This window comes from Pantoea sp. FN0307, assembly GCF_050113815.1.
In the GTDB taxonomy this organism is placed as follows: domain Bacteria; phylum Pseudomonadota; class Gammaproteobacteria; order Enterobacterales; family Enterobacteriaceae; genus Mixta; species Mixta alhagi.
Genome location: NZ_JBNJSO010000001.1, coordinates 700,867 through 719,476 on the forward strand (window position 1 = coordinate 700,867; position 18,610 = coordinate 719,476).

General features: G+C 50.9%; 22 protein-coding genes and 1 tRNA gene. 12 read left to right on the forward strand and 11 right to left on the reverse strand.

Annotation, left to right across the window (positions count from 1 at the left end; translation table 11 throughout):
* Nucleotides 1-212: 212 nt before the first annotated feature.
* From cadC to ACQE3Z_RS03185, 4 genes are all read right to left on the reverse strand, one after another.
* Complete coding sequence (cadC, locus tag ACQE3Z_RS03170; protein WP_426972117.1) at nucleotides 213-1,760, reverse strand: lysine decarboxylation/transport transcriptional activator CadC; 1,548 nt, start codon at nucleotides 1,758-1,760, stop codon at nucleotides 213-215.
* Between the two features lie 320 nt (nucleotides 1,761-2,080).
* Nucleotides 2,081-2,156 (reverse strand) — tRNA-Asn (locus ACQE3Z_RS03175).
* 110 nt (nucleotides 2,157-2,266) lie between these two features.
* Nucleotides 2,267-3,034 (reverse strand): DgsA anti-repressor MtfA, encoded by a 768-nt coding sequence (mtfA, locus tag ACQE3Z_RS03180; RefSeq protein WP_426972118.1) that lies wholly within the window; start codon nucleotides 3,032-3,034, stop codon nucleotides 2,267-2,269.
* Between the two features lie 108 nt (nucleotides 3,035-3,142).
* Nucleotides 3,143-3,805 (reverse strand): hypothetical protein, encoded by a 663-nt coding sequence (locus tag ACQE3Z_RS03185; RefSeq protein ID WP_250650238.1) that lies wholly within the window; start codon nucleotides 3,803-3,805, stop codon nucleotides 3,143-3,145.
* A 635-nt stretch (nucleotides 3,806-4,440) separates the two neighbouring features.
* On the opposite strand from ACQE3Z_RS03185, the gene ACQE3Z_RS03190 reads away from it, so the two are divergent.
* Nucleotides 4,441-5,145, forward strand: coding sequence for a phosphohydrolase (locus ACQE3Z_RS03190; RefSeq protein WP_426972119.1), 705 nt, complete (start codon nucleotides 4,441-4,443; stop codon nucleotides 5,143-5,145).
* Nucleotides 5,146-5,214: 69 nt separating this feature from the next.
* Entirely contained in the window at nucleotides 5,215-5,496 is a 282-nt protein-coding gene (locus tag ACQE3Z_RS03195; RefSeq protein WP_426972120.1) for a hypothetical protein, read from the forward strand.
* On the opposite strand, the gene ACQE3Z_RS03200 is transcribed toward ACQE3Z_RS03195, so the two are convergent.
* Both ACQE3Z_RS03200 and ACQE3Z_RS03205 read right to left on the reverse strand, forming a co-directional pair.
* Entirely contained in the window at nucleotides 5,497-7,083 is a 1,587-nt protein-coding gene (locus ACQE3Z_RS03200; RefSeq protein ID WP_426972121.1) for a methyl-accepting chemotaxis protein, read from the reverse strand.
* A gap of 128 nt (nucleotides 7,084-7,211) precedes the next feature.
* Nucleotides 7,212-7,868 (reverse strand): epoxyqueuosine reductase QueH, encoded by a 657-nt coding sequence (locus ACQE3Z_RS03205; RefSeq protein WP_426972122.1) that lies wholly within the window; start codon nucleotides 7,866-7,868, stop codon nucleotides 7,212-7,214.
* 153 nt (nucleotides 7,869-8,021) lie between these two features.
* Between ACQE3Z_RS03205 and ACQE3Z_RS03210 the strand changes: the two genes are divergently transcribed.
* Nucleotides 8,022-9,434: a DNA cytosine methyltransferase gene (locus ACQE3Z_RS03210; protein WP_426972123.1), complete on the forward strand. Its 1,413-nt coding sequence runs from the start codon at nucleotides 8,022-8,024 to the stop codon at nucleotides 9,432-9,434.
* Nucleotides 9,435-9,493: 59 nt separating this feature from the next.
* Here the strand turns inward: ACQE3Z_RS03210 and ACQE3Z_RS03215 are convergent, their stop codons facing one another.
* Complete coding sequence (locus ACQE3Z_RS03215) at nucleotides 9,494-10,216, reverse strand: hypothetical protein (RefSeq protein WP_426972124.1); 723 nt, start codon at nucleotides 10,214-10,216, stop codon at nucleotides 9,494-9,496.
* A 143-nt stretch (nucleotides 10,217-10,359) separates the two neighbouring features.
* On the opposite strand from ACQE3Z_RS03215, the gene ACQE3Z_RS03220 reads away from it, so the two are divergent.
* Nucleotides 10,360-10,884, forward strand: coding sequence for a very short patch repair endonuclease (locus tag ACQE3Z_RS03220; RefSeq protein ID WP_426972125.1), 525 nt, complete (start codon nucleotides 10,360-10,362; stop codon nucleotides 10,882-10,884).
* 10 nt (nucleotides 10,885-10,894) lie between these two features.
* Here ACQE3Z_RS03220 and ACQE3Z_RS03225 read toward each other — a convergent pair whose 3' ends face one another.
* Complete coding sequence (locus tag ACQE3Z_RS03225) at nucleotides 10,895-11,815, reverse strand: hypothetical protein (RefSeq protein ID WP_426972126.1); 921 nt, start codon at nucleotides 11,813-11,815, stop codon at nucleotides 10,895-10,897.
* 356 nt (nucleotides 11,816-12,171) lie between these two features.
* Here ACQE3Z_RS03225 and ACQE3Z_RS03230 point away from each other — a divergent pair, with 356 nt between their 5' ends.
* The 6 genes from ACQE3Z_RS03230 to ACQE3Z_RS03255 all read left to right on the forward strand — a co-directional run bounded on the left by ACQE3Z_RS03230 (nucleotide 12,172) and on the right by ACQE3Z_RS03255 (nucleotide 15,084).
* Entirely contained in the window at nucleotides 12,172-12,441 is a 270-nt protein-coding gene (locus ACQE3Z_RS03230; RefSeq protein WP_085071279.1) for a hypothetical protein, read from the forward strand.
* Between the two features lie 14 nt (nucleotides 12,442-12,455).
* Entirely contained in the window at nucleotides 12,456-13,358 is a 903-nt protein-coding gene (locus ACQE3Z_RS03235; protein WP_426972127.1) for a DUF808 family protein, read from the forward strand.
* A gap of 38 nt (nucleotides 13,359-13,396) precedes the next feature.
* Complete coding sequence (locus ACQE3Z_RS03240; protein WP_426972128.1) at nucleotides 13,397-13,528, forward strand: hypothetical protein; 132 nt, start codon at nucleotides 13,397-13,399, stop codon at nucleotides 13,526-13,528.
* A gap of 220 nt (nucleotides 13,529-13,748) precedes the next feature.
* Nucleotides 13,749-13,928 carry a YodC family protein gene (locus ACQE3Z_RS03245; protein WP_250650230.1) on the forward strand — a complete coding sequence of 60 codons (180 nt, stop codon included), beginning with the start codon at nucleotides 13,749-13,751 and terminating at the stop codon, nucleotides 13,926-13,928.
* A gap of 110 nt (nucleotides 13,929-14,038) precedes the next feature.
* Complete coding sequence (locus tag ACQE3Z_RS03250; protein WP_426972129.1) at nucleotides 14,039-14,716, forward strand: LexA family protein; 678 nt, start codon at nucleotides 14,039-14,041, stop codon at nucleotides 14,714-14,716.
* Nucleotides 14,717-14,808: 92 nt separating this feature from the next.
* Nucleotides 14,809-15,084, forward strand: coding sequence for a hypothetical protein (locus ACQE3Z_RS03255; protein ID WP_250650228.1), 276 nt, complete (start codon nucleotides 14,809-14,811; stop codon nucleotides 15,082-15,084).
* Between the two features lie 69 nt (nucleotides 15,085-15,153).
* Here the strand turns inward: ACQE3Z_RS03255 and ACQE3Z_RS03260 are convergent, their stop codons facing one another.
* The 3 genes from ACQE3Z_RS03260 to ACQE3Z_RS03270 all read right to left on the reverse strand — a co-directional run bounded on the left by ACQE3Z_RS03260 (nucleotide 15,154) and on the right by ACQE3Z_RS03270 (nucleotide 17,816).
* Complete coding sequence (locus ACQE3Z_RS03260; protein WP_085071284.1) at nucleotides 15,154-16,374, reverse strand: glycosyl transferase; 1,221 nt, start codon at nucleotides 16,372-16,374, stop codon at nucleotides 15,154-15,156.
* A 44-nt stretch (nucleotides 16,375-16,418) separates the two neighbouring features.
* A complete protein-coding gene (locus tag ACQE3Z_RS03265; RefSeq protein ID WP_085071285.1) occupies nucleotides 16,419-17,225 on the reverse strand; it encodes a mannosyl-3-phosphoglycerate phosphatase-related protein in 807 nt (268 codons plus the stop codon).
* Between the two features lie 372 nt (nucleotides 17,226-17,597).
* A complete protein-coding gene (locus ACQE3Z_RS03270) occupies nucleotides 17,598-17,816 on the reverse strand; it encodes a hypothetical protein (protein WP_426972132.1) in 219 nt (72 codons plus the stop codon).
* Between the two features lie 340 nt (nucleotides 17,817-18,156).
* On the opposite strand from ACQE3Z_RS03270, the gene ACQE3Z_RS03275 reads away from it, so the two are divergent.
* Both ACQE3Z_RS03275 and dsrB read left to right on the forward strand, forming a co-directional pair.
* A complete protein-coding gene (locus ACQE3Z_RS03275) occupies nucleotides 18,157-18,315 on the forward strand; it encodes a YqaE/Pmp3 family membrane protein (protein ID WP_085071287.1) in 159 nt (52 codons plus the stop codon).
* 54 nt (nucleotides 18,316-18,369) lie between these two features.
* A complete protein-coding gene (gene dsrB, locus ACQE3Z_RS03280) occupies nucleotides 18,370-18,567 on the forward strand; it encodes a protein DsrB (protein ID WP_085071288.1) in 198 nt (65 codons plus the stop codon).
* The last annotated feature ends 43 nt before the right edge of the window (nucleotides 18,568-18,610 follow it).

The window sequence follows — 18,610 nt, forward strand, 5'->3', positions numbered from 1 at the left end:
ATATAAATATGAACGGACGGAAATTTTACTTTTAACATGAAAAGTCATAGCAGGGTCATGGAAATGTAAACATCATTATTTTTCAACGCGTTACTTTGTTTTTCTTGAGTTAAGTGATGTTAAAAAATGCTATATTTAGGTTAAATTGAGAAGGGGTTTTTATGATGGCGAGAGGAGCCGATGAATAATTTTATCCATCGGCTGAATGAAATTTACTTTTCCTGGGTGAAATTGTTCAGGTAAGGGGCAACTTCCGCCAGTGAAGTCTGGAAAATAGTGTTCCTGATCCAGTATAAAATGTTATCGCCGGGACGGAGATTGAAGGCAGTAATATAAGCATCTGCGGCCAGTCTCTTTTGCCCTTGCATCTCATAGACCTTGCCCAACAAAACATAATTAAGCCAGGACATCTCCAGATCAATGCTTTTGTTAATTTGCTGTGCCGCGAGATCTATTTTTCCGCGATTCAGTAGCGCGATGGTATTAATCTGAAAGTAAATAGCTTCATCTTCAATCTCTGGCAGCTTTTCCAGCTGAGAAATTTTTTGCTGTAATAGGGCTAATTGCGGATCGTCAAACGGCTGCCCGGTATGTCGTAAAATATCCACCAGCGCTTTTTCGGCCTGCGCAAAGAAATAATCTGGATTGCTGTTAATCAGCTCGTCCAGAATATCACTGGCCCGGGTCAGGGAATCAGGATCGCCTTTCAATAATAAGCTATGCGCCTCATAATATTGCTGCAGCGCCTCACTCTGTTTTGGCAGCATGATATTCAGGCTCCGCTGCGTTTTTTCTGACCAGGGCTGTTGTAAAGCTTGCGAAAGGCTTTTCAGTAAATCGTGCTGGATCGCCAGTTGGTTATCGTGGGTAATAAAATAACGGCGATCGAGCATAACCGAGCTATCGGCATTATCTACCAGCCGTACCGCCATAAAGCACTGCTGTTCACGATAATGGCGCTGGTTGACGAATTCGATGGTTAAGATTTTGCCTGCGCTGGTGGGGCCCCGGTAGCGGTAGTCCGTCTGGTTATGCACCATATAGGTCGAGTAGGTATTAAAGAGATTGGTAATCTGATCGGCGATGCCCATCATATAGGTGCTCTGGCGCGTCCAGCTGGTACAGGTAGGGCGACCGCTAAACTGAATATCGATATCACGCGGGTTAATGATCCCTTTGCTGACAGAGGTTGGCGACGAGGTTGGCGAAGAGAACGGGCCCACCACCAGCAACGCGACTCCGCAAGCCAGAGAGAGGATAAATGCCAGCCATACCCAGATGCGATACGGTGAGCGCGCCTGGCTTCCGGAGGCAAGCGCTGGCGCAGATCGCTGTTCGGGCTGCGAAACGGCGGGAGGAGAGGCGCTGGCGTATGCAACGCTTTGCGGCTGAAGGGGTTCACCCTCGTTGAGTGAGGCGATCTCGCTTTCAGCGCTTAACCAGCTGACTGAGGCGGCCAAACGGTAGCCGCGCTTGGGCACGGTGACAATATACTCCGGGCTTTCCTCTTCTTCTTCATGCCTGAGACATTTACGTAGCTCAGAAATGCTTTGGGTCACCACATGGTTAGTTACGATGTTACGTTTCCAGACATTATCGATCAACTCATCGCGGCTTAACACTTCATCTGGATGCTGGGCAAAGTAAAGCAGCAGATCAACCAGTCGTGGCTCGAGCGTTAAGCTGTGTCCCGGACGATTTATTTGATTTATTGATGGCGAAACATGCCATTCACCAACAAGGAAATCGGGCTGTTGCATAGTAAAAACCGGCAGAGTAAAGCCTTATCTTAACACAGACCCGTTGCGCCCCGTTGCTAACCGTAGTGAGCGGCACGTTGGTCTGCGGCATGCTGCGTGAGCAAACCCACGTTAAGAAAAGAAAGCAGCTATCGCTTTTGGGAAAAGAGGGCAGGAAAGAAGCGTGCATCGATCAAGGGGCACAGAGGCTGCTTAGCGAACCACAGCGTAAACCACAGATATAAAAAAACCTGACGGCGAGAGTATGCGGTCAGGCTTTTTTAACGTTCAACGAATGCCTTCTGTGTTAAAGCAGATAAAGCGCTCATTGAGCAAAAATATGGCTCCTCTGACTGGACTCGAACCAGTGACATACGGATTAACAGTCCGCCGTTCTACCGACTGAACTACAGAGGAATCGGTTAAGTGGCGCGAATATTACCGTTAGCTTACCGCACTGTCAACAGCAAAAAAACTATTACTATTCAGTTGGCTAGCTTTAAAGCAATTCTTGCCGGTACCTCGCTTTATCCGGTTACCACTACAGGCTGCAGACGAGCCTGCGGGTCCTGGCGGTAAAAATGGGTCATACGCTGATAAAAGGCAGGAAAACGCTGCGCCAAAAGCTCAGGCGCGCTGAAGAAATATTCCGACAGCACGGCAAAGCACTCTGCGGGATCGGAAGCAGCATAGGCATCAATGCTGGCGGCGCTTTCACCAACCAGATCGATCTCTTCCTGAATCGATTCCATCGCCGCATGCAGATCCTGCTCCCAGGGGGCCACTTCGCGTAGCGGAATAGGTGGTACGCCGTTGGTAAAGCCGCTGCCGCGCGCATCCAGCTTATGCGCGACCTCATGAATAATCAGGTTGAATCCGCTCAGATCGAACGAATCCTGAATATCGAGCCAGTTCAGAATAATCGGTCCCTGTTGCCAGCTCTGTCCCGACTGTACGCTGCGATCGTTGTGAACCAGCCCATCCTCATCCTGCCAGCTCTCTTCTGACACAAAAGGAGCGGGATAGATTAACACTTCATGAAATCCATCCAGCCACTCCAGCCCCAGCTTTAATACTGGCAGGCAAAATAGCAGGGCGATACGCGCGCTGTGCAATGCATCCAGCTGCAGCTCGGCCAACGGAACGAGCCGCTTTTGATGCAAAAAGCGTTGCGCCAGCTGAATCAGCGCTTGCTCTTCATCAGGATGTAATGAAGCAAAGATCGGCACCGCCAGCGCCTGTTCCCAGGGAAGAGGCGTCGGTAAGACCTTTTCTTTCCATGGCCATTTGATCATCGCAATATTCACTCTGCGCAACGTTATTCACGGCGTACCATGCCGCAGCATGACGTTTCACGCAACCGCTGAACGCGCTAAAGCGGCGCAACGTCACAGCCTGACTGCTCAGGCACGGCGAAACTCAATCACCCAAACCCACGGGTTGACCTCCCAGCTGGTGCCGCCGTACTGTTTTTCCCACGCTTTACGATAAGCCTCTTTCGGTGCGATAGATTCGCTGTTCATCGTAAAAAAGTGGTTTAAAAAGTGTGAGTCGGTTTGCACGCCTTCCGCCATCACGTCGTCATCGCTGATATCCTGGATGCGCTCAGCACGCACGTTGGTAATCAACAAATCGATACGGCTGGCCCAACGGGGCATATGGATCCCGGTCTGCCAGCCAAAGGTTTCGCTTTCCTGATCGTGCTGCAGGCCCAGTTCCCTGCTGTCGGCGCGATACTGACAATATTTTGCCTGACGAAAACTGCCCGGCGACCGTTCATACGCCTGTAGCTGTTCTGCTGGCACTATCGGGCCACGCCAGGTTTCACGTACCCAGAGCCGATCGCCCGGCTGGCCGTAAGGGCACTGATAACTCAGGTTAGCCATACTCATCATTTTTTTGCCGTGCAAGTAGTTACCTGTTACATCAACAACGTAGCAACCTTCATGATTATCTTGTCCCGGGCCGAAAGGCTGAGACTTCATAATTCGCCGGGTTTGAGTTTGCTGGCCAGCCAACAGAGCGCGTACACGTTGTTCAGAGAACAGAATTGGCCTTTCTTTCATGTCTACCTCGTTGTTCTTCTTTTCTTAACTTCCCGGTAATGCTGTTTGGAACAGACAATAGGATAAATCCTAACATTACTGATGATAAAAGGGGCGTTCATTTCAATATTTATTCATGAGAACATCTTATGAAATGGGCCGCTTTACTGCAAAAGGTCTGTTTGCCCGGATAGCGTCTGGAAACATTACCGAGTGTGTTGAAAGATATTCGCGTCTCATTGATTTATTGTATATTTTTACAGTGTCTTAACCGCCAGTAAAGCAATTAGCCATTCTTTCATGGAATGAGTTTGGCTTAAGCGATGACCGCTTCAATATGGCACAAGCTGGTCGGACATGCAGTAGGCTTGTTGTCTGATTTATTGCTCAATCATTAACGTTTATAATATTTAAAGATTTATTTTTGCCAGATGAAACGTGATGGCTGTTGCAATTGTGTTGTTATTTTGTAATGGGAGCACTATAACTTGATGTAGATCGCATTTTAAAAAGTGGCTTTACATGAATTGCAATGCTGGCCTGCATCATCAGGCTGTCATATAAGAACGGTATATCCGCAGAAGGAGCAGGCTGCTCCTGTTCCCGCATACTGTCCTGCCATTTGCACCTCTGCTTATAATAAAAAGGAGAAGATGATGTCTTTGACTCTCTGGCAATCCCGCTTTGAAAACTGGCTGCATGCCAGCTGGCCGCAGGACGATAAAGCTCATGATATTGCGCATCTGCGGCGTGTCTGGCAAAGCGCACAGCGCATTATGCAGGGCACTGACGCCGATCCGCTGGTGGTAATGACCGCCTGTTATTTTCACGATGTGGTGAATTTGCCGAAAAATCATCCGCAGCGGCATCTGGCATCCAGCAAGGCGGCAGTAGAAACCCGCCGTATCCTGAATGAAGATTTTCCTGATTTCCCCGTTGAGCTGCATAACCCTGTTGCACATGCGGTGCAGGCGCACAGTTTCAGCGCCGGTATCAAACCGGAAACGCTGGAAGCGCGCATCGTTCAGGATGCGGATCGGCTGGAGTCATTAGGCGCGATTGGCCTGGCGCGGGTATTTTATACCTCCGGCGCATTAGGCCGGGCGCTGTTTGACAGCGAAGATCCTCTGGGGCGCGATCGTCAACTGGACGACACCAGCTGGACTCTGGATCATTTCCAAAAGAAACTGCTGCGGCTGCCCGATACCATGCAAACCGCAGAGGGCAAGCGGCTGGCCCGACACAACGTTGCCTTTCTGGTGACCTATATGGCCAAGCTGTGCGCAGAGCTACAGGGAGACCTGGTTTCGCTGGATGAATCCGTGTTGCGTGACTTCACTCCGGCGTTGGGCGAATATTAAATTTTTGTGACAGTCTGTTAAATTCCCGGCTGTTCAGCTACGTTGACCCAAACAACCAGGAGAAATGGTATGACTGACACGGTTAGCTTAACTATTAAAATTGATCCGAACCTAAAAGAAACCTTGAAAACGCTGGCGCTGGAAAACCAGCTGTCGCTGAGCCAGGAAGTGAGCCAGCGCTTACAGGCCAGCTTATTGACCCAGCCGCATCCGGCAATTGATAACCAGCATACCCAGGAAATTGATGCTCAGGAAACGGCAGGGCAGGAAGAAGAGGACGCGCCACAGCTAACCAGCAGCGAGCTGAAACAAATTCGCACGCTGCTGAAAAAAAGCAAAAAGAAGAAATAACTACAGACTGAACTGGCGCACGCTGGCAGAAAGACGCTGCGCCTGTTCGATCAAAATTTGAGAGGCGCTGGCGCTTTGTTGCGACAGCGCTTCATTTTGTTCTACCTGTTGCGCCATTCTTGAAATCTCCGCCGCAATCTTACCAACGCGCTCGCTTTGTGCCGTCGCATTCTGTTCCAGCTCCGCCAGCAGTACCACAACCCCGGATACTTCCTTACGAATCTGATCGTAGAGCGCTTCCAGCGCCTGCACGCGTTCAGAGCCGGTTGAGATATGCTGATGCGTATGTTGGATCCGCCGATCGATTTCACGCGTGGAATGACTGCTCTGATTCGAGAGCAAGCCAATCTCTTTCGCGACGATGGAAAAACCGCGACCATACGCGCCGGCATGGGCCGATTCAATGGCGGCGTTCAGCGCCAGCATCCGCGTCTGGAGCGATAACCCTTCCAGCAGACTGACAATGCCTGAAATTTCACCTGAAGCCAGCACGATATCGCGCATGTGCGTATCCACCTGACTCACCATTTCGCCGCAGCGCTGGGTCAGCGTATCGGTGTGTTGCACCTGTCGGGTAGCGTGTTGGGTAAAGCGGCTGCTGCTTTCTACTTCCTCCGCCATACGTGTCAGACGCGCAGAGATATGGGCAAAGGCGCTGCTCTGTTGCTGATTACTGTTATTTAGCGTATCGCTGTGCTGTACGATCCCTTCGGCGCTCTGCATAACCGCATCGGCAATGCCGTTTATCTCGCTGACAATATGCTGCAAACCCTGCTGCATTTGCCGCATGGCCTGCCACAAACGTTGCATCTCATGCGATTGTCGCCCCGACTCCGATAAGGGCTGCGTCAGATTACCGGTGGCAATATGCTTCAGCTCGATGGTAGCCTGGGTCAGCGGTTGCAGAACGCCGCGCAGCAGCAGCCCTCCCGCCACCACCAGCATCGCTAACAAAAGCAGAGAAAAGAACAAGAGCAGATTGCGGCTGTCGGTCAGCGAACGCAGCGTGGTCTGATTGGTGGCGCTGGCCTGCCGATCGGCCTGGGCCAGGGTGGCGCGCCACGCCTCGCTAAACTGCTGCTGAAAAGCCTCCATCGGCACCATAAAAAAACCGTCGATACTGTTATCGCTCAGGCTTTTTAACTGCTCCTGCAGACCGCTTGCCAGCTGATGAAAACTTTGCGCCAGCGGGCTATCAGGCGGTGCGCCGTAACGGGTAAAGGCTTGCTGCGCCTGGGTAAGGGCCTCTGCTGCGCTGGCTGCCAGTGGTTTCCAGCTATCCACCGATCCGGTCTCCTTGTCCTGCATAAACCAGATGCCAGCGCGATGGCTGTTATCGCTGGCCGTCAGCAGCGCAACGCGGGCATTTTCCAGCAGCGCCTGGCGTTGATGCAGCTGCTGCGCGATTTCTACTGAAGTATGGGTATGGCTGACAGAGCGGGTCAGGATCAGTACGCTGGCGCACTGAAGCAGGCAGAACAGACCCAAGAAAAGCCAGAATGCCGCGCTAAGGCTGAATAAAAACTCAGGCAAACGAAAACGTAAAGGGCGCACCAGGCGCAGCGGAAGCACTGAAAGTAGCGACATAATCCTTTCCATAAAAATAAAAAGGAGTATTGGCGCGACTGATGTCAATTTTGTGACAGCGGCAGCGCCAGGAGTAGTTTTAGTAGTTCTGCTGGTATTAAGACAAATCTGAGGAGAATAGCGCGGCGTTAGCTTTCATCATCACCGTAATAGACCACGCCCAGCTTGATTAATGGACGGCCCTGCGATTTACGATGCAAATTGCTGTCGCGCAGCGAGTAAACGCAGCCGCAATATTCCTGCTGATAAAAACGTTCGCGCTTGCTGATTTCTATCATTCGCGCCGAGCCGCCTTTTTTACGCCAGTTGTAATCCCAGTAAGTCATACCCTGATAAGGGGCCGCCGCACGCTCTCCGCAGTCGTTGATTTGCTGCATATTCTTCCAGCGGGAAATGCCCAATGAGCTGGAAATGACCGGGAAGCCATGCTCCCAGGCATACAGCGCGGTGCGTTCAAAACGCATATCAAAGCACATGGTGCAGCGCACACCACGTTCCGGCTCCCATTCCATGCCTTTGGCACGCTCAAACCAGTTATCGGTGTCGTAATCGGCATCGACAAAAGGCACGCCATGTTTTTCCGCAAAGCGGATATTTTCCTCTTTGCGCAGCAGATACTCTTTCTGCGGATGAATATTGGGATTGTAAAAGAAAATGGTGTAATCGATGCCGGAAGCGTGTAGCGCTTCCATCACTTCGCCGGAGCAGGGCGCGCAGCAGGAGTGTAATAAAAGCTTGTTAGCGCCGTTGGGTAATGACAGCTGCGGTCGTTCAGTTTCGCTCATTTCAGCTCTCCTGATGTTTTATTGCGGCCAGTTTAGGGGCCGGGCGCTGTGTTGTCACCCCGAAGGGGTTTAAAAAGCAATAATGCTAATCAATGGAGCGCTGGGTCAAACAGGTGATACACTTGCGGCACTTTTTCCCAAAACAGCAGAGTTATGAGCGAATTTGACCAGGTAGCGCTTCAGCTGGCTCAGCAGGCGCAGGCCGACGAACAGCAGAAACGGATGGAAGATAGTCAGTTGCTGCTGCAGGTGCTGGAGGTTTACGATCGAAAAACCGTAGCGACCTGTCTGCGTCAGCTAAATCAACATGAATGGACGCGCGAATCGCTCAGCCGCTGGCTGGCTGGTAAGAGCAGCCAGCGTGCGCTTACTGCGGCAGAAGTGGCTCTGTTGCAGCAGATGCTGCCAGCGCCGCCAGCGCATCATCCCAACTACGCGTTTCGTTTTATTGATCTGTTTGCCGGTATCGGCGGTATTCGCAGCGGCTTTGAAGCCATTGGCGGGCAGTGCGTATTTACCAGCGAGTGGAATAAACATGCGGTGCGCACCTATAAAGCCAACTGGTATTGCGATGAACAGCAGCATCGCTTTAATCAGGATATTCGGGATGTCACGCTAAGCCAGCACGCCGATGTTGATGAGCAAACGGCGTGGGAGCATATCAATCAGCAGATCCCCGATCATGACGTGCTGCTGGCGGGTTTTCCCTGTCAGCCGTTTTCGCTGGCGGGCGTATCAAAGAAAAATGCTCTGGGACGTGCGCACGGCTTTGCCTGTGAGGCTCAGGGCACGCTGTTTTTCGACGTTGCGCGCATTATCGCCGCCAAAAAGCCGGCGATTTTCGTGCTGGAAAATGTGAAAAACCTGAAAAGCCATGACCAGGGCAAAACTTTCCGCATCATTATGCAGACGCTGGATGAGCTGGGTTATGAGGTAGCGGATGCCGACGCGCCGCCGGGGCCGGACCCGAAAATTATCGATGGTCAGCATTTTCTGCCGCAGCACCGTGAACGTATCGTGCTGGTGGGCTTTCGCCGTGAGCTGGGATTAAAGCCGGGCTTCACCCTGCGCGATATTTCCCGTTTTTGGCCGCAGCAGCGGAGTACGCTGGCAGAGCTGCTGGAGCCGCAGGTAGATGAGAAATATATTCTGACGCCGACGCTGTGGAAATATCTCTATAACTACGCGCGCAAACATCAGGCGAAGGGCAACGGTTTCGGCTTTGGCCTGTTCGATCCCGCCAGTACGCAGGGTGTGGTGCGTACGCTTTCGGCACGCTATTACAAAGATGGCTCGGAAATTCTTATCGATCGCGGCTGGGATCGCGCGCTTGGCGAAAAAGAGTTTGATAACCCGGAGAACCAGCAGCGTCGTCCACGGCGTCTGACGCCGCGCGAGTGCGCACGCCTCATGGGTTTTGAAACGCCCGGCGGCAAGAAATTCCGTATTCCGGTATCGGATACTCAAGCCTATCGTCAGTTTGGTAATTCAGTTATCGTGCCGGTGTTCGCAGCGGTAGCAAAACTGCTGCAGCCGTGGATAGCGGAAGCGGTCAGTAAACGCTGACGCAAGCCGCGGATGCCTGCTAAAGCGCCTGCCGCTGGAGCAGGCGGGCGGCTGCTGGCTTAGCCCGGTAACAGCTCATAGCTGATACGCACGCCGTTTTTTACCTTGATTTTACGCAGCGTCAGCTCACCAATCGCTCCGCTATGGGGAACGTGCGTGCCGCCACAGGCAAAAGGACGATAGTTGCCAATGGTTACGATGCGGATCTGCGGCTGCTGGGGGATTTTTTCCGCCAGTTCCGGACGCAGGGTGGCGATATCGTTAAAGCTGCTTTCAGTAACAGCGATCGGCAAAGCGGCGGCCAGCGCTGCGTTTATCTGTTGCTGCGCCTGCTGTAAAAAAGTTTGCGCATCCTGATGCAGTTCTCCCTGAAATTCAACGTAAGCGCCGGGTAAAAAGTGATGGCCTTTATCGGGAATTAAATCGGGCTGCATTGTTTCAACCACGTGGGAAATGAGATGACCTGCGCTGTGCGAACGCGAAGCCAGTAGGCGAAATTCAGCATCAATAGCCAGCGTTACCGATTCACCCGCTCTCGGCGCGCCAGGTAGTGCCGCAATATAATGACGCACGCTGCCGTCACGCATCAGCGCCAACGGTGAATCATACGATTGCCCGCCCAATGTCAGCGTGCCGCGATCGGACATTTGTCCGCCGCCCTGCGGATAAAATGGCGTGCGGTCGGTCGCGAGCCAGGTACCTTTTTCATCTGTTCCCCAGGCGATAAGCTGCGCTTCGCAACGTGTGGCTGCAGGTTCGGTACGATAAAGCAGGTCAGTCATGAAAGCTCCCGATAATCAGCTATGAAGAATATATCTTGCCATTTCGCATGTATGCTGGCTTGTAAATTATTGCAGTACGCAGGCGGTTTGCTGGTTTTTGCCATCGGCGCATACACTGTTTATAAAGCAAAAAGGAGAACATTATGGCTGATGTGCATTCGGCTGCTGTGCGCAGCAAGAATATGCGCGCAATCCGCACGCGTGATACTGCTATTGAACAACGTCTGGGCGCATTGCTGACGGATCGCGGTTTTCAGTTTCGTGTACAGGATAAAAATCTGGCCGGGCGGCCCGATTTTGTGCTGGATGAGGCGCGAGCGATAATTTTTGTGCATGGCTGCTTCTGGCACCATCATCACTGTTATCTTTTCAAGGTGCCCTCTACCCGCACCGCTTTCTGGATGGGGAAAATCGGCAGTAATGTCGAGCGTGACCGACGCCATATTGCGCAATTAACGCAGCAGCAGTGGAAGGTGTTAGTGGTATGGGAATGCGCGCTGCGCGGAAAGCTAAAACTGGATGATGAGGCGATGGTGAGTCGCCTTGAAGAGTGGATCCTGGCCAGCGACAGCAATGCCGCGATCGATCATCAGGGAATGCATCCGCTGATGCTGGCAGCTGGGCCGGATCGTGCTGCGCCTGGCTTTCCAGCGCCGGGGGCAAGCTAAAGCCAGAGGTTTACTGAGCGTTCTGGGAGACGGTAATCTTAATTTCTTCCATACTGGCGGCAGTTTGCTGCAAAGAGGCGGCTTGTGACTCGGTGCGCGAGGTCAAATCATCATTTCCGACCGCGATATTATTTGTGTTTTGCTCGATATGGGCAGCAGAACGTTGCACCGATGAGATCATAGCGATCAAAGCATTTTTCATCTTATTCATTTCGGCGAAAAGCAACCCGAACTCATTTTTGTCTTCACAGGGAACAGGCATCAGCAAGTTACCCTTGCCGATCTCAGCAAATATGAGCGATGACTGATGCAGTTTATAGAGAAGGTTATTTCTTACCCAGCGCCACGTTGTCACAGAGATAATAATGATGACAATAAACACGGCGCTTGAAAAAATCACAATTTTATTTTTATATTCACGCGCCAGGCTGGCGTACAGTTTGTTTTCTTCCTCCTCTTGCAGTAGGACATTATTCACATGTTCGCTTAAATCGGCCAGTATACTGGAGGTAGAGGTCGTGGCGCTGCTGCCATCAAGAAGCTGCTGCAACAAGGAACTATAGATCCTCACCAGTTCGTGAGTAAATTTGATAATCTCTTCCACATCCTGATCCTGCCTGAACGCTTCCAATTTTTTCACCGCAGTTTTGATATCTTTAATCCGGCGTTTAGAGGAGTCAACGTAGCGCTGCGTCAATGGATCTTTACGCCATATATCCGCATCCAGCGCATTTATATCAGCACGCGTCATGGCAATTTTATATCTGATTTCATTCAGAATCAGATATTTTTGGCTGGAGACTTTCGACTGTTCAAAGTTATATTCGGAACTTAATCCGATATTAATGACGTAAGCGATAAAAAAAGTAATAACAATAAAAGTAAGCATTATTAAACTGTTCGCGGCGGTCACAATCCTGATGTTGCGCATAAAATTCCTTGTCCATTTTATTTTGTTATTAATAGAATCGGTATAAACAAAAAAACTAAAAAAATATAAAGTGCTGTCATGTTGAATTATTTAGCCAGCGGCCAGAAAGCACCTGGTTGATAATCAGGTTCCGTAAGCAAACCTGTCAAATAGAGATTATGCTCATTTCAGTGATCATTGCCGCTAAGGGCTAACCCCGTTCTAAGAGGCTCCGCAGTCAGTGGCAGCGCCTTAGATCGGGCGCTATTTTTTAAGCAATCATTATCAGGGCCTAAAGTGATCTGGCGCAAAGTTTGCCAAAACAGGCCATAATTGGTTAGATCGTTGTTTTAGCCTAACCGGTCCGGGAGGACAGTATGTCCAGCATTAAACTTACGGTACGGCGACTCTATAAGCTGCAAGGAGAGCGCATGGTTAATACGCGCGCAACGGCGCGCGTTTATGTTGGGGAAACCCTGGTCGCCACGGAAGAGATTACTGGCATGACGGAAAGTTCGGTCAGCAAATATTTGCACCACCAGGCCGGTAATGGACCGTTACGCGTTGAGTGGGACTGTGAAGGCATTGCCGATATGGCGGTCAGCGAGATACAGGCTTGTCCCTGTTGTCAGCATAATGAACTGTAAAAAAGGAAACTAACTTGGCTGGAACTAGCTTACTGACACTGCTTGATGACATCGCTACTTTACTTGATGACATTTCCATCATGGGAAAAGTCGCGATGAAAAAAACGGCTGGCGTATTGGGTGACGACTTATCCCTTAACGCGCAGCAGGTTACCGGGATAAATGCAAACCGGGAACTACCGGTGGTGTGGGGCGTGGCGAAAGGCTCGTTCCTTAATAAGCTGATCCTGGTGCCGTTGGCGCTGGTTATCAGTGCCTTTGCGCCCTGGGCAATCACGCCGCTGTTAATGATCGGCGGAGCTTACCTCTGTTACGAAGGTGTGGAAAAAGTGATGCACACCCTGCAGCATGATAAAAATGCTGAAACGCCCGAGGCGCGACAGCTGCGGCTGCAGAAACTGATAGAGCAGGATCCTGCCGGTTATGAGAAAAAGAAGATCAAAGGCGCGGTGCGCACTGATTTTATTCTCTCCGCAGAGATTGTAGCCATCACCCTGGGCATTGTTTCCGCCGCACCGCTGCTGAATCAGATTCTGGTCTTATCCGGTATCGCCATTTTGGTTACCGTCGGCGTGTATGGTCTTGTGGCCGCTATCGTGAAGCTGGACGATCTTGGCTTCTGGCTACGCGATAAATCTTCAGCGGTAGCGCAGGCGGCGGGGAAAACGCTGCTGGTGCTGGCACCCTGGTTGATGAAGGTGCTTTCTGTGGTTGGCACCCTGGCGATGTTCCTGGTGGGCGGCGGTATTGTCGTGCATGGTATTCCGGTGCTGCACCATATGATCACTCACTTCAGCGAAGGTTTTCATGGTGTGATTACCGTACTGCTGGAAAACGGCGCTAACCTGGTGATCGGCTTTATTATTGGTTCGATTGTGCTGTTAGCGGTAAATCTGATTGCGAAGCTGCGCGCTTAAGGTATAAAGAGCGCGAAATTGATTAACGGGAGCAGGCCATGAACGACGATATGTTTGAATTTGATATTGATACTCAGCTGGAAGAGGCGCAGGCTAACGCTGAAAAGAAAGCCAGCGAAGTGCCGACTGAGCTGAATGATGAAGCTGATTGCGAAGGCTGCAAAATCTAATCATCAATGCTTCTCGGCAATATGTTAAAAACGGACAGCTGTCCGTTTTTTTTGTCTTCGGTGCAGATGAAACCAGGGTTAACTTGCCTGTTTTATTTTTTGCTGATATTTCGCCAACTTCCGTACGTCATGATGCTTTTTAGGACGGCGCGGCAGGAAATTTTCAGTGGGGCTGCTATACATAATGGGTGCTTTTTCACCAAACTAAGGAGGCCGCATTATGTTTATCAGCGTCAGTGATGAAGTGAAGCATAAAGAGGATGGTCAAACCATGATCGTCACCGGCATTGCCAGCGGAATGGTGGAATGTCGCTGGTATGACGGTTACAGCGTAAGACGCGAAGCATTTCATGAAGAAGAACTGTTCCCGGTTAATTCTGCCCGCCAGCTTGCCAGCTAAATCCTTCCTCTTCTCCCGCCAGCCTTGACTGGCGGGATGAGCTTTTGTACATTTGGTTCATTATGTATCTTTTTTAGCGCAATATTGCGTTTTGATGAACCAGGTGAACTATGTCAGAAGAAACTCTTCGTCACGCTTTTTCCGCAAGGCTTATTGAAGCCTGTAATCGTAAAGGACTGGAAGCGCACGGGCGCGGCGTCACTCTGGCGCGTGTCCTGTCGGTAACGCCGCGTGCCGTTGGGAAATGGCTGAACGGCGAGGCGATGCCGCGCGATGGTAAAATGCAGGCGCTGGCGGACTATCTGGACGTAAGCCGCGAGTGGCTGCACTTGGGCACCACGGCGCTTGATAATAACGTGCGTGCGGTTGCGCAGGTGCCCGCCTATAACAGCTATCCACTGATAAGCTGGGTCAGCGCCGGGCTCTGGAGCGAGGCGGTAGAACCCTGGTCACGGGCGGAAATCGATCGCTGGCCAGCCACTACGCGTCACGTCAGCGAAAACAGCTTCTGGCTGGAAGTTAAAGGCGATTCAATGACCTCGCCGGTGGGGCTGAGTATTCCGGAAGGCATGATGATTCTGGTCGATCCTGATATTCCCGCCACCTCCGGGAAACTGGTGGTGGCGCGCTTAATCAATGCTAATGAAGCTACCTTTAAACGCTATATCGAAGATGGCGGGCGTAAGTATCTTAAGCCGCTAAATCCAGAGTATAAAATGCAGGAAATTCATGATGATTGCCGCATTATCGGCGTGGTTGTCGAAGCAAAATGGGAAAATTTAGCTTAAGCGATTCAGTTAACAAAGTGAACTAGTTGTTCTTGTAGAAATTGTACTTTTGGTTCATTATCTCACTATCCTTTATCGTCGGGAGAAGAGGAATGGATTTGATAATGAATGGCATCTTGTTGCTGTTGGGCGTGGTTAAAGGCTCTATCAGTAAGCTAACGCTTCAGGAATGGGGCTATCTGGTTGGCATCGTTTTTACTATGTTGCGTGGCATCATGATCTGGCGTGACAACCGTAACGAGCAGCGGCGACGTACTGAAATTTTTGAACGCTATGTCAGCCAACTGGCGCAACAAGGCGTGCGTCAGGCCTGGAAAAAATTGCGGCACCTGGAGAGCCGACCGCCGTCAGAAACGCCTAAAGAGTAAGCGCCTGCTATGCGATAGCAGGCGTCAACGGGCAGAGCAGGGCGGTTTATACCGCTTCTGCTGCTGAGGTTAAACGTGACCTTCGTTATCTTCTTCGACCGCCTGATAAATACGCTGCAAAATATCAGGGAAGGCAGACTGCACACGGCTCCAGCTGGGAATAAAAGGCTTATCGTTAGGGCGCTCCATAAAGGCCTGACCTGCCTCCAGAATCGCCTGAGTAAACATCTCCACCGCTGCCTCTTCGCTGTGCTGATCGAAATGCAATCCGTTCATGGTCGCTTCATGGCTGTAGATTTCCATCATGTCCAGCGCATTACGATAGTAGGTTGCTTTCAGCACCCGGAAAGAGTCGCTGGTCAGGCTTACGCCCATTGTGGCCAGCTTGCGCAGCAGCGACTGCACAATATCATTGCTCATACGACGCAGGCCGCCGGTGCCATCTTCTTCTGAAAGCGGCTGATGCTTGTGATCGTAATTATGTGCGATTTCCGCCTGACAGCTTTGGCGGGTGGTATAGTTACGATAGATCTCTGACAGCACCCCTATCTCCAGCCCCCAGTCGCCGGGAATTTTTATATTATTCAGTACATGGGTACGCATCGCGAATTCGCCGGAGAGCGGATAACGGAAGCTGCTGAGATATTCCAGATACTCAGAATGACCATAAACCTGCTGCAACGAGCGCAGCAGCGGTCCTACCAGCAGCCGGCCCACGCGCCCGTTCAGCTTATTGTTGGCCACGCGCGCGTAAAAGCCTTTGCAGAACTCATACTGAAACGCCGGATTAGCCAGCGGATAGAGCAAACGAGCCAGCATGCCGCGCTCATAGGTCACAATATCGCAATCATGCAGCGCTACGCAGCTGCTGCGATCGGAGGCGAGCGTATAGCCGGTACAGAACCAGACGTTGCGTCCTTTACCCGGCTCGGTGGGAGACAATCCCTCTTTGTCCAGCTCGGCATCCAGCGCTTTCAGACGCGGGCCGTCGTTCCATAAAATACGGTGGCGCTGGGGCAGGCGGGAAAAAAATTCACGCGCAAACAGAAACTGATCGCGATCGGCGCGATCAAGCCCAATAACAATCTCCTCCAGATAGGGCACCTTCGCCAGTTCATCAACAATATGGTTAAGGGCCGGTCCTTCCAGTTCAGAAAACAGGGAGGGTAAAATCAAGCCCATTTTGCGTTTACGCGCAAACTGCACCATCTCTTTTTCCAGTGACTCAGTAGAGCGACCGGTCAGATTATGAAAATTTGTAATAACGCCATTCTGGAAAAAATCACTCATATCGAGTCCCCATAAAGCAATCAGGCGAAAATGCCACGATTGGGTTATTCCTGCGCGATAAAATAGTCCAGACCTTCACTCCAGCCAGTCGGGCCATATTCCGTGGTTTGGTAGACGTGACGCTCATCCTGGCGCGTTAGTTCAACCGGAAATTTGCTATAACCTTTGATCACGACCGCATAGTCAACGCTGTCCAGCATTGGCGCATCGTTAGGGCCGTCGCCAAGGCCGACGGTAATAAAGCGTTTACCGCCCGCCGTGGTCATATTTTGCAGCAGCCAGCGCAGCGCTTCGCCCTTGCCGCTGCCTTTTGGCATCACATGCCAGAAACGTCCCCCCTGAACCAGCATCAGCGACTCCTGCTCCAGCTGCTGCCGAAAAAGCGCAAACTGTTCATCCGTATCGCGCCACACCAGCGCTTCCGATGCCTCACGCATGCGCGCCAGAGCGACGTTTGCCACGGACAAGCCGGTAATATTTACCAGCTCTTTTTCGGTAAATTCACTAAAGCCGGTGAAACGAAACTGGTGCTGCTGTTGCAGACGACGCAGACACTCACAGATTTCGTCATAGTTTTTACCAGCGTGATGGCGCACCATTTCGCCCTGCGCATTATCGATCTGTACCAGCGCGCCGTTTTCAGCAATAAAAGGCGCACCGGGAAAACCCAGTTCTTGCTGTAGCGGAATAACCTCTGCAGCCGTTTTACTGGTACATATCACCAGCGGAATATGCTGCTGTTTTAGCAGAGTTAGCCAACGTTCTGCTGGCTCCCAGCTGTAGGTGTGATGATCTAACAGAGAACCATCCAGGTCAGTGATGATCATTAACGGGTCGTGCAGATGCGGCATGCTTAAATCCTCATGATAACGGAGGCCAGCTCCGATAAATGCTGATGCCTAAGTATAACGACAGATGTTAATTATGATGGGTGATTAGCGTAAAAGGCGGGTGAACTCTCTGCTCGGATAATTCTGTAAAAAAAAGGAATTGTGGCACATCCGACTGTAGCAAAAAAGGGAGTAAAACAGAGATAAGCTGGCGATATCTAAGCGCTAACTTGTCGACAATAAACCACTGACACCCCCTTTAACGGCTAAATAAGATTTGTCTTAAGGAAAAAATATCGTAATCTGTAGCCGTTAAGGAATTACCTGGTGTAACGAATTTCATTGACGGTTCTGTCATCCCGGCCTCATAGAGGTCGGGATTTTTTTTGCCGCTTAACGATTAACTTCGCTAACCGAGCAGTCATGAATATCAAATTCAAACGATTGCAAGATCTGTGGGCCAAAGCCATAACCTGCAGACATATTTTGCTGTTGCGCCAGATCCCATTCGCTGTGGATATCCATTTTATCGCAAAGCCAGCCACTCTCCTGCACGGAAGAGGATGCGGGGTAAGTCATTCCCCTGACGCTACGCGGTTCATGGTTGTTCATGGTGGTCTCCGGCAAACATATGGCCAGATAAGTATAGGCAAAGAGCAGGCAGGAAATGAGAGAACGCTCGCAGGTTGGTATAACCAGGAAATAACTTAAAAAAAAGCCCGCGCTGCGCGGGCAAAATCCTTGTTACTTTTAGGTTGACTGCGCCTATGGGGTTGGTGCAGTAAAAACAGTGTAGATAGAACCTCTGTCAGAAGTCTCGCGGTGAAACGTTAAGAAAGCGAAAATTTTGAGGGGTTATTTTCTGTTGCGTGCATTTACGCAGCCTTACAGGCAACAAATAACAATCCTGCTACACTTAACCGCGGGAAAAATGAAGAAAACAGGAGACGTTATGGACTTATTGCGCATTATTATTGCTATTTTGTTACCGCCGCTGGGCGTATTTTTACAGGTAGGTTTTGGCGGCGCGTTCTGGCTAAACATCATACTGACGCTGTTGGGTTATATTCCGGGTATTATTCATGCGGTCTGGGTCATTGCACGTCGTTAATTCGCCGTTTATGCTCCGCTATTAATGTAAAAGCCCAGGCAAGAGAGCATGAAGATGAAGGTAAACGATCGCGTCACGGTAAAAACCGATGGCGGCCCGCGTCGTCCAGGCACCATTCTGGCAGCGGAGGATTTTAATGAGGGCACCATGTATCTGGTGGCGCTGGAAGATTATCCGCTGGGTATCTGGTTTTTTAATGAAACTGACCATGACGAAGGCGTGTTCGTTGAGCCTCTGGCGGACAGTGAATAGATAAAAACCCACCTGCAGAGGTGGGTTTTTTACGTTTAGGCGA

Coding starts and splice junctions, on each gene's coding strand:
- cadC (WP_426972117.1), bottom strand. CDS start 1,760: ATGCAACAGCCCGATTTCCTTGTTGGTGAATGGCATGTTTCGCCATCA.
- mtfA (WP_426972118.1), bottom strand. CDS start 3,034: ATGATCAAATGGCCATGGAAAGAAAAGGTCTTACCGACGCCTCTTCCC.
- ACQE3Z_RS03185 (WP_250650238.1), bottom strand. CDS start 3,805: ATGAAAGAAAGGCCAATTCTGTTCTCTGAACAACGTGTACGCGCTCTG.
- ACQE3Z_RS03190 (WP_426972119.1), top strand. CDS start 4,441: ATGTCTTTGACTCTCTGGCAATCCCGCTTTGAAAACTGGCTGCATGCC.
- ACQE3Z_RS03195 (WP_426972120.1), top strand. CDS start 5,215: ATGACTGACACGGTTAGCTTAACTATTAAAATTGATCCGAACCTAAAA.
- ACQE3Z_RS03200 (WP_426972121.1), bottom strand. CDS start 7,083: ATGTCGCTACTTTCAGTGCTTCCGCTGCGCCTGGTGCGCCCTTTACGT.
- ACQE3Z_RS03205 (WP_426972122.1), bottom strand. CDS start 7,868: ATGAGCGAAACTGAACGACCGCAGCTGTCATTACCCAACGGCGCTAAC.
- ACQE3Z_RS03210 (WP_426972123.1), top strand. CDS start 8,022: ATGAGCGAATTTGACCAGGTAGCGCTTCAGCTGGCTCAGCAGGCGCAG.
- ACQE3Z_RS03215 (WP_426972124.1), bottom strand. CDS start 10,216: ATGACTGACCTGCTTTATCGTACCGAACCTGCAGCCACACGTTGCGAA.
- ACQE3Z_RS03220 (WP_426972125.1), top strand. CDS start 10,360: ATGGCTGATGTGCATTCGGCTGCTGTGCGCAGCAAGAATATGCGCGCA.
- ACQE3Z_RS03225 (WP_426972126.1), bottom strand. CDS start 11,815: ATGCGCAACATCAGGATTGTGACCGCCGCGAACAGTTTAATAATGCTT.
- ACQE3Z_RS03230 (WP_085071279.1), top strand. CDS start 12,172: ATGTCCAGCATTAAACTTACGGTACGGCGACTCTATAAGCTGCAAGGA.
- ACQE3Z_RS03240 (WP_426972128.1), top strand. CDS start 13,397: ATGAACGACGATATGTTTGAATTTGATATTGATACTCAGCTGGAAGAG.
- ACQE3Z_RS03245 (WP_250650230.1), top strand. CDS start 13,749: ATGTTTATCAGCGTCAGTGATGAAGTGAAGCATAAAGAGGATGGTCAA.
- ACQE3Z_RS03250 (WP_426972129.1), top strand. CDS start 14,039: ATGTCAGAAGAAACTCTTCGTCACGCTTTTTCCGCAAGGCTTATTGAA.
- ACQE3Z_RS03255 (WP_250650228.1), top strand. CDS start 14,809: ATGGATTTGATAATGAATGGCATCTTGTTGCTGTTGGGCGTGGTTAAA.
- ACQE3Z_RS03260 (WP_085071284.1), bottom strand. CDS start 16,374: ATGAGTGATTTTTTCCAGAATGGCGTTATTACAAATTTTCATAATCTG.
- ACQE3Z_RS03265 (WP_085071285.1), bottom strand. CDS start 17,225: ATGCCGCATCTGCACGACCCGTTAATGATCATCACTGACCTGGATGGT.
- ACQE3Z_RS03270 (WP_426972132.1), bottom strand. CDS start 17,816: ATGAACAACCATGAACCGCGTAGCGTCAGGGGAATGACTTACCCCGCA.
- ACQE3Z_RS03275 (WP_085071287.1), top strand. CDS start 18,157: ATGGACTTATTGCGCATTATTATTGCTATTTTGTTACCGCCGCTGGGC.
- dsrB (WP_085071288.1), top strand. CDS start 18,370: ATGAAGGTAAACGATCGCGTCACGGTAAAAACCGATGGCGGCCCGCGT.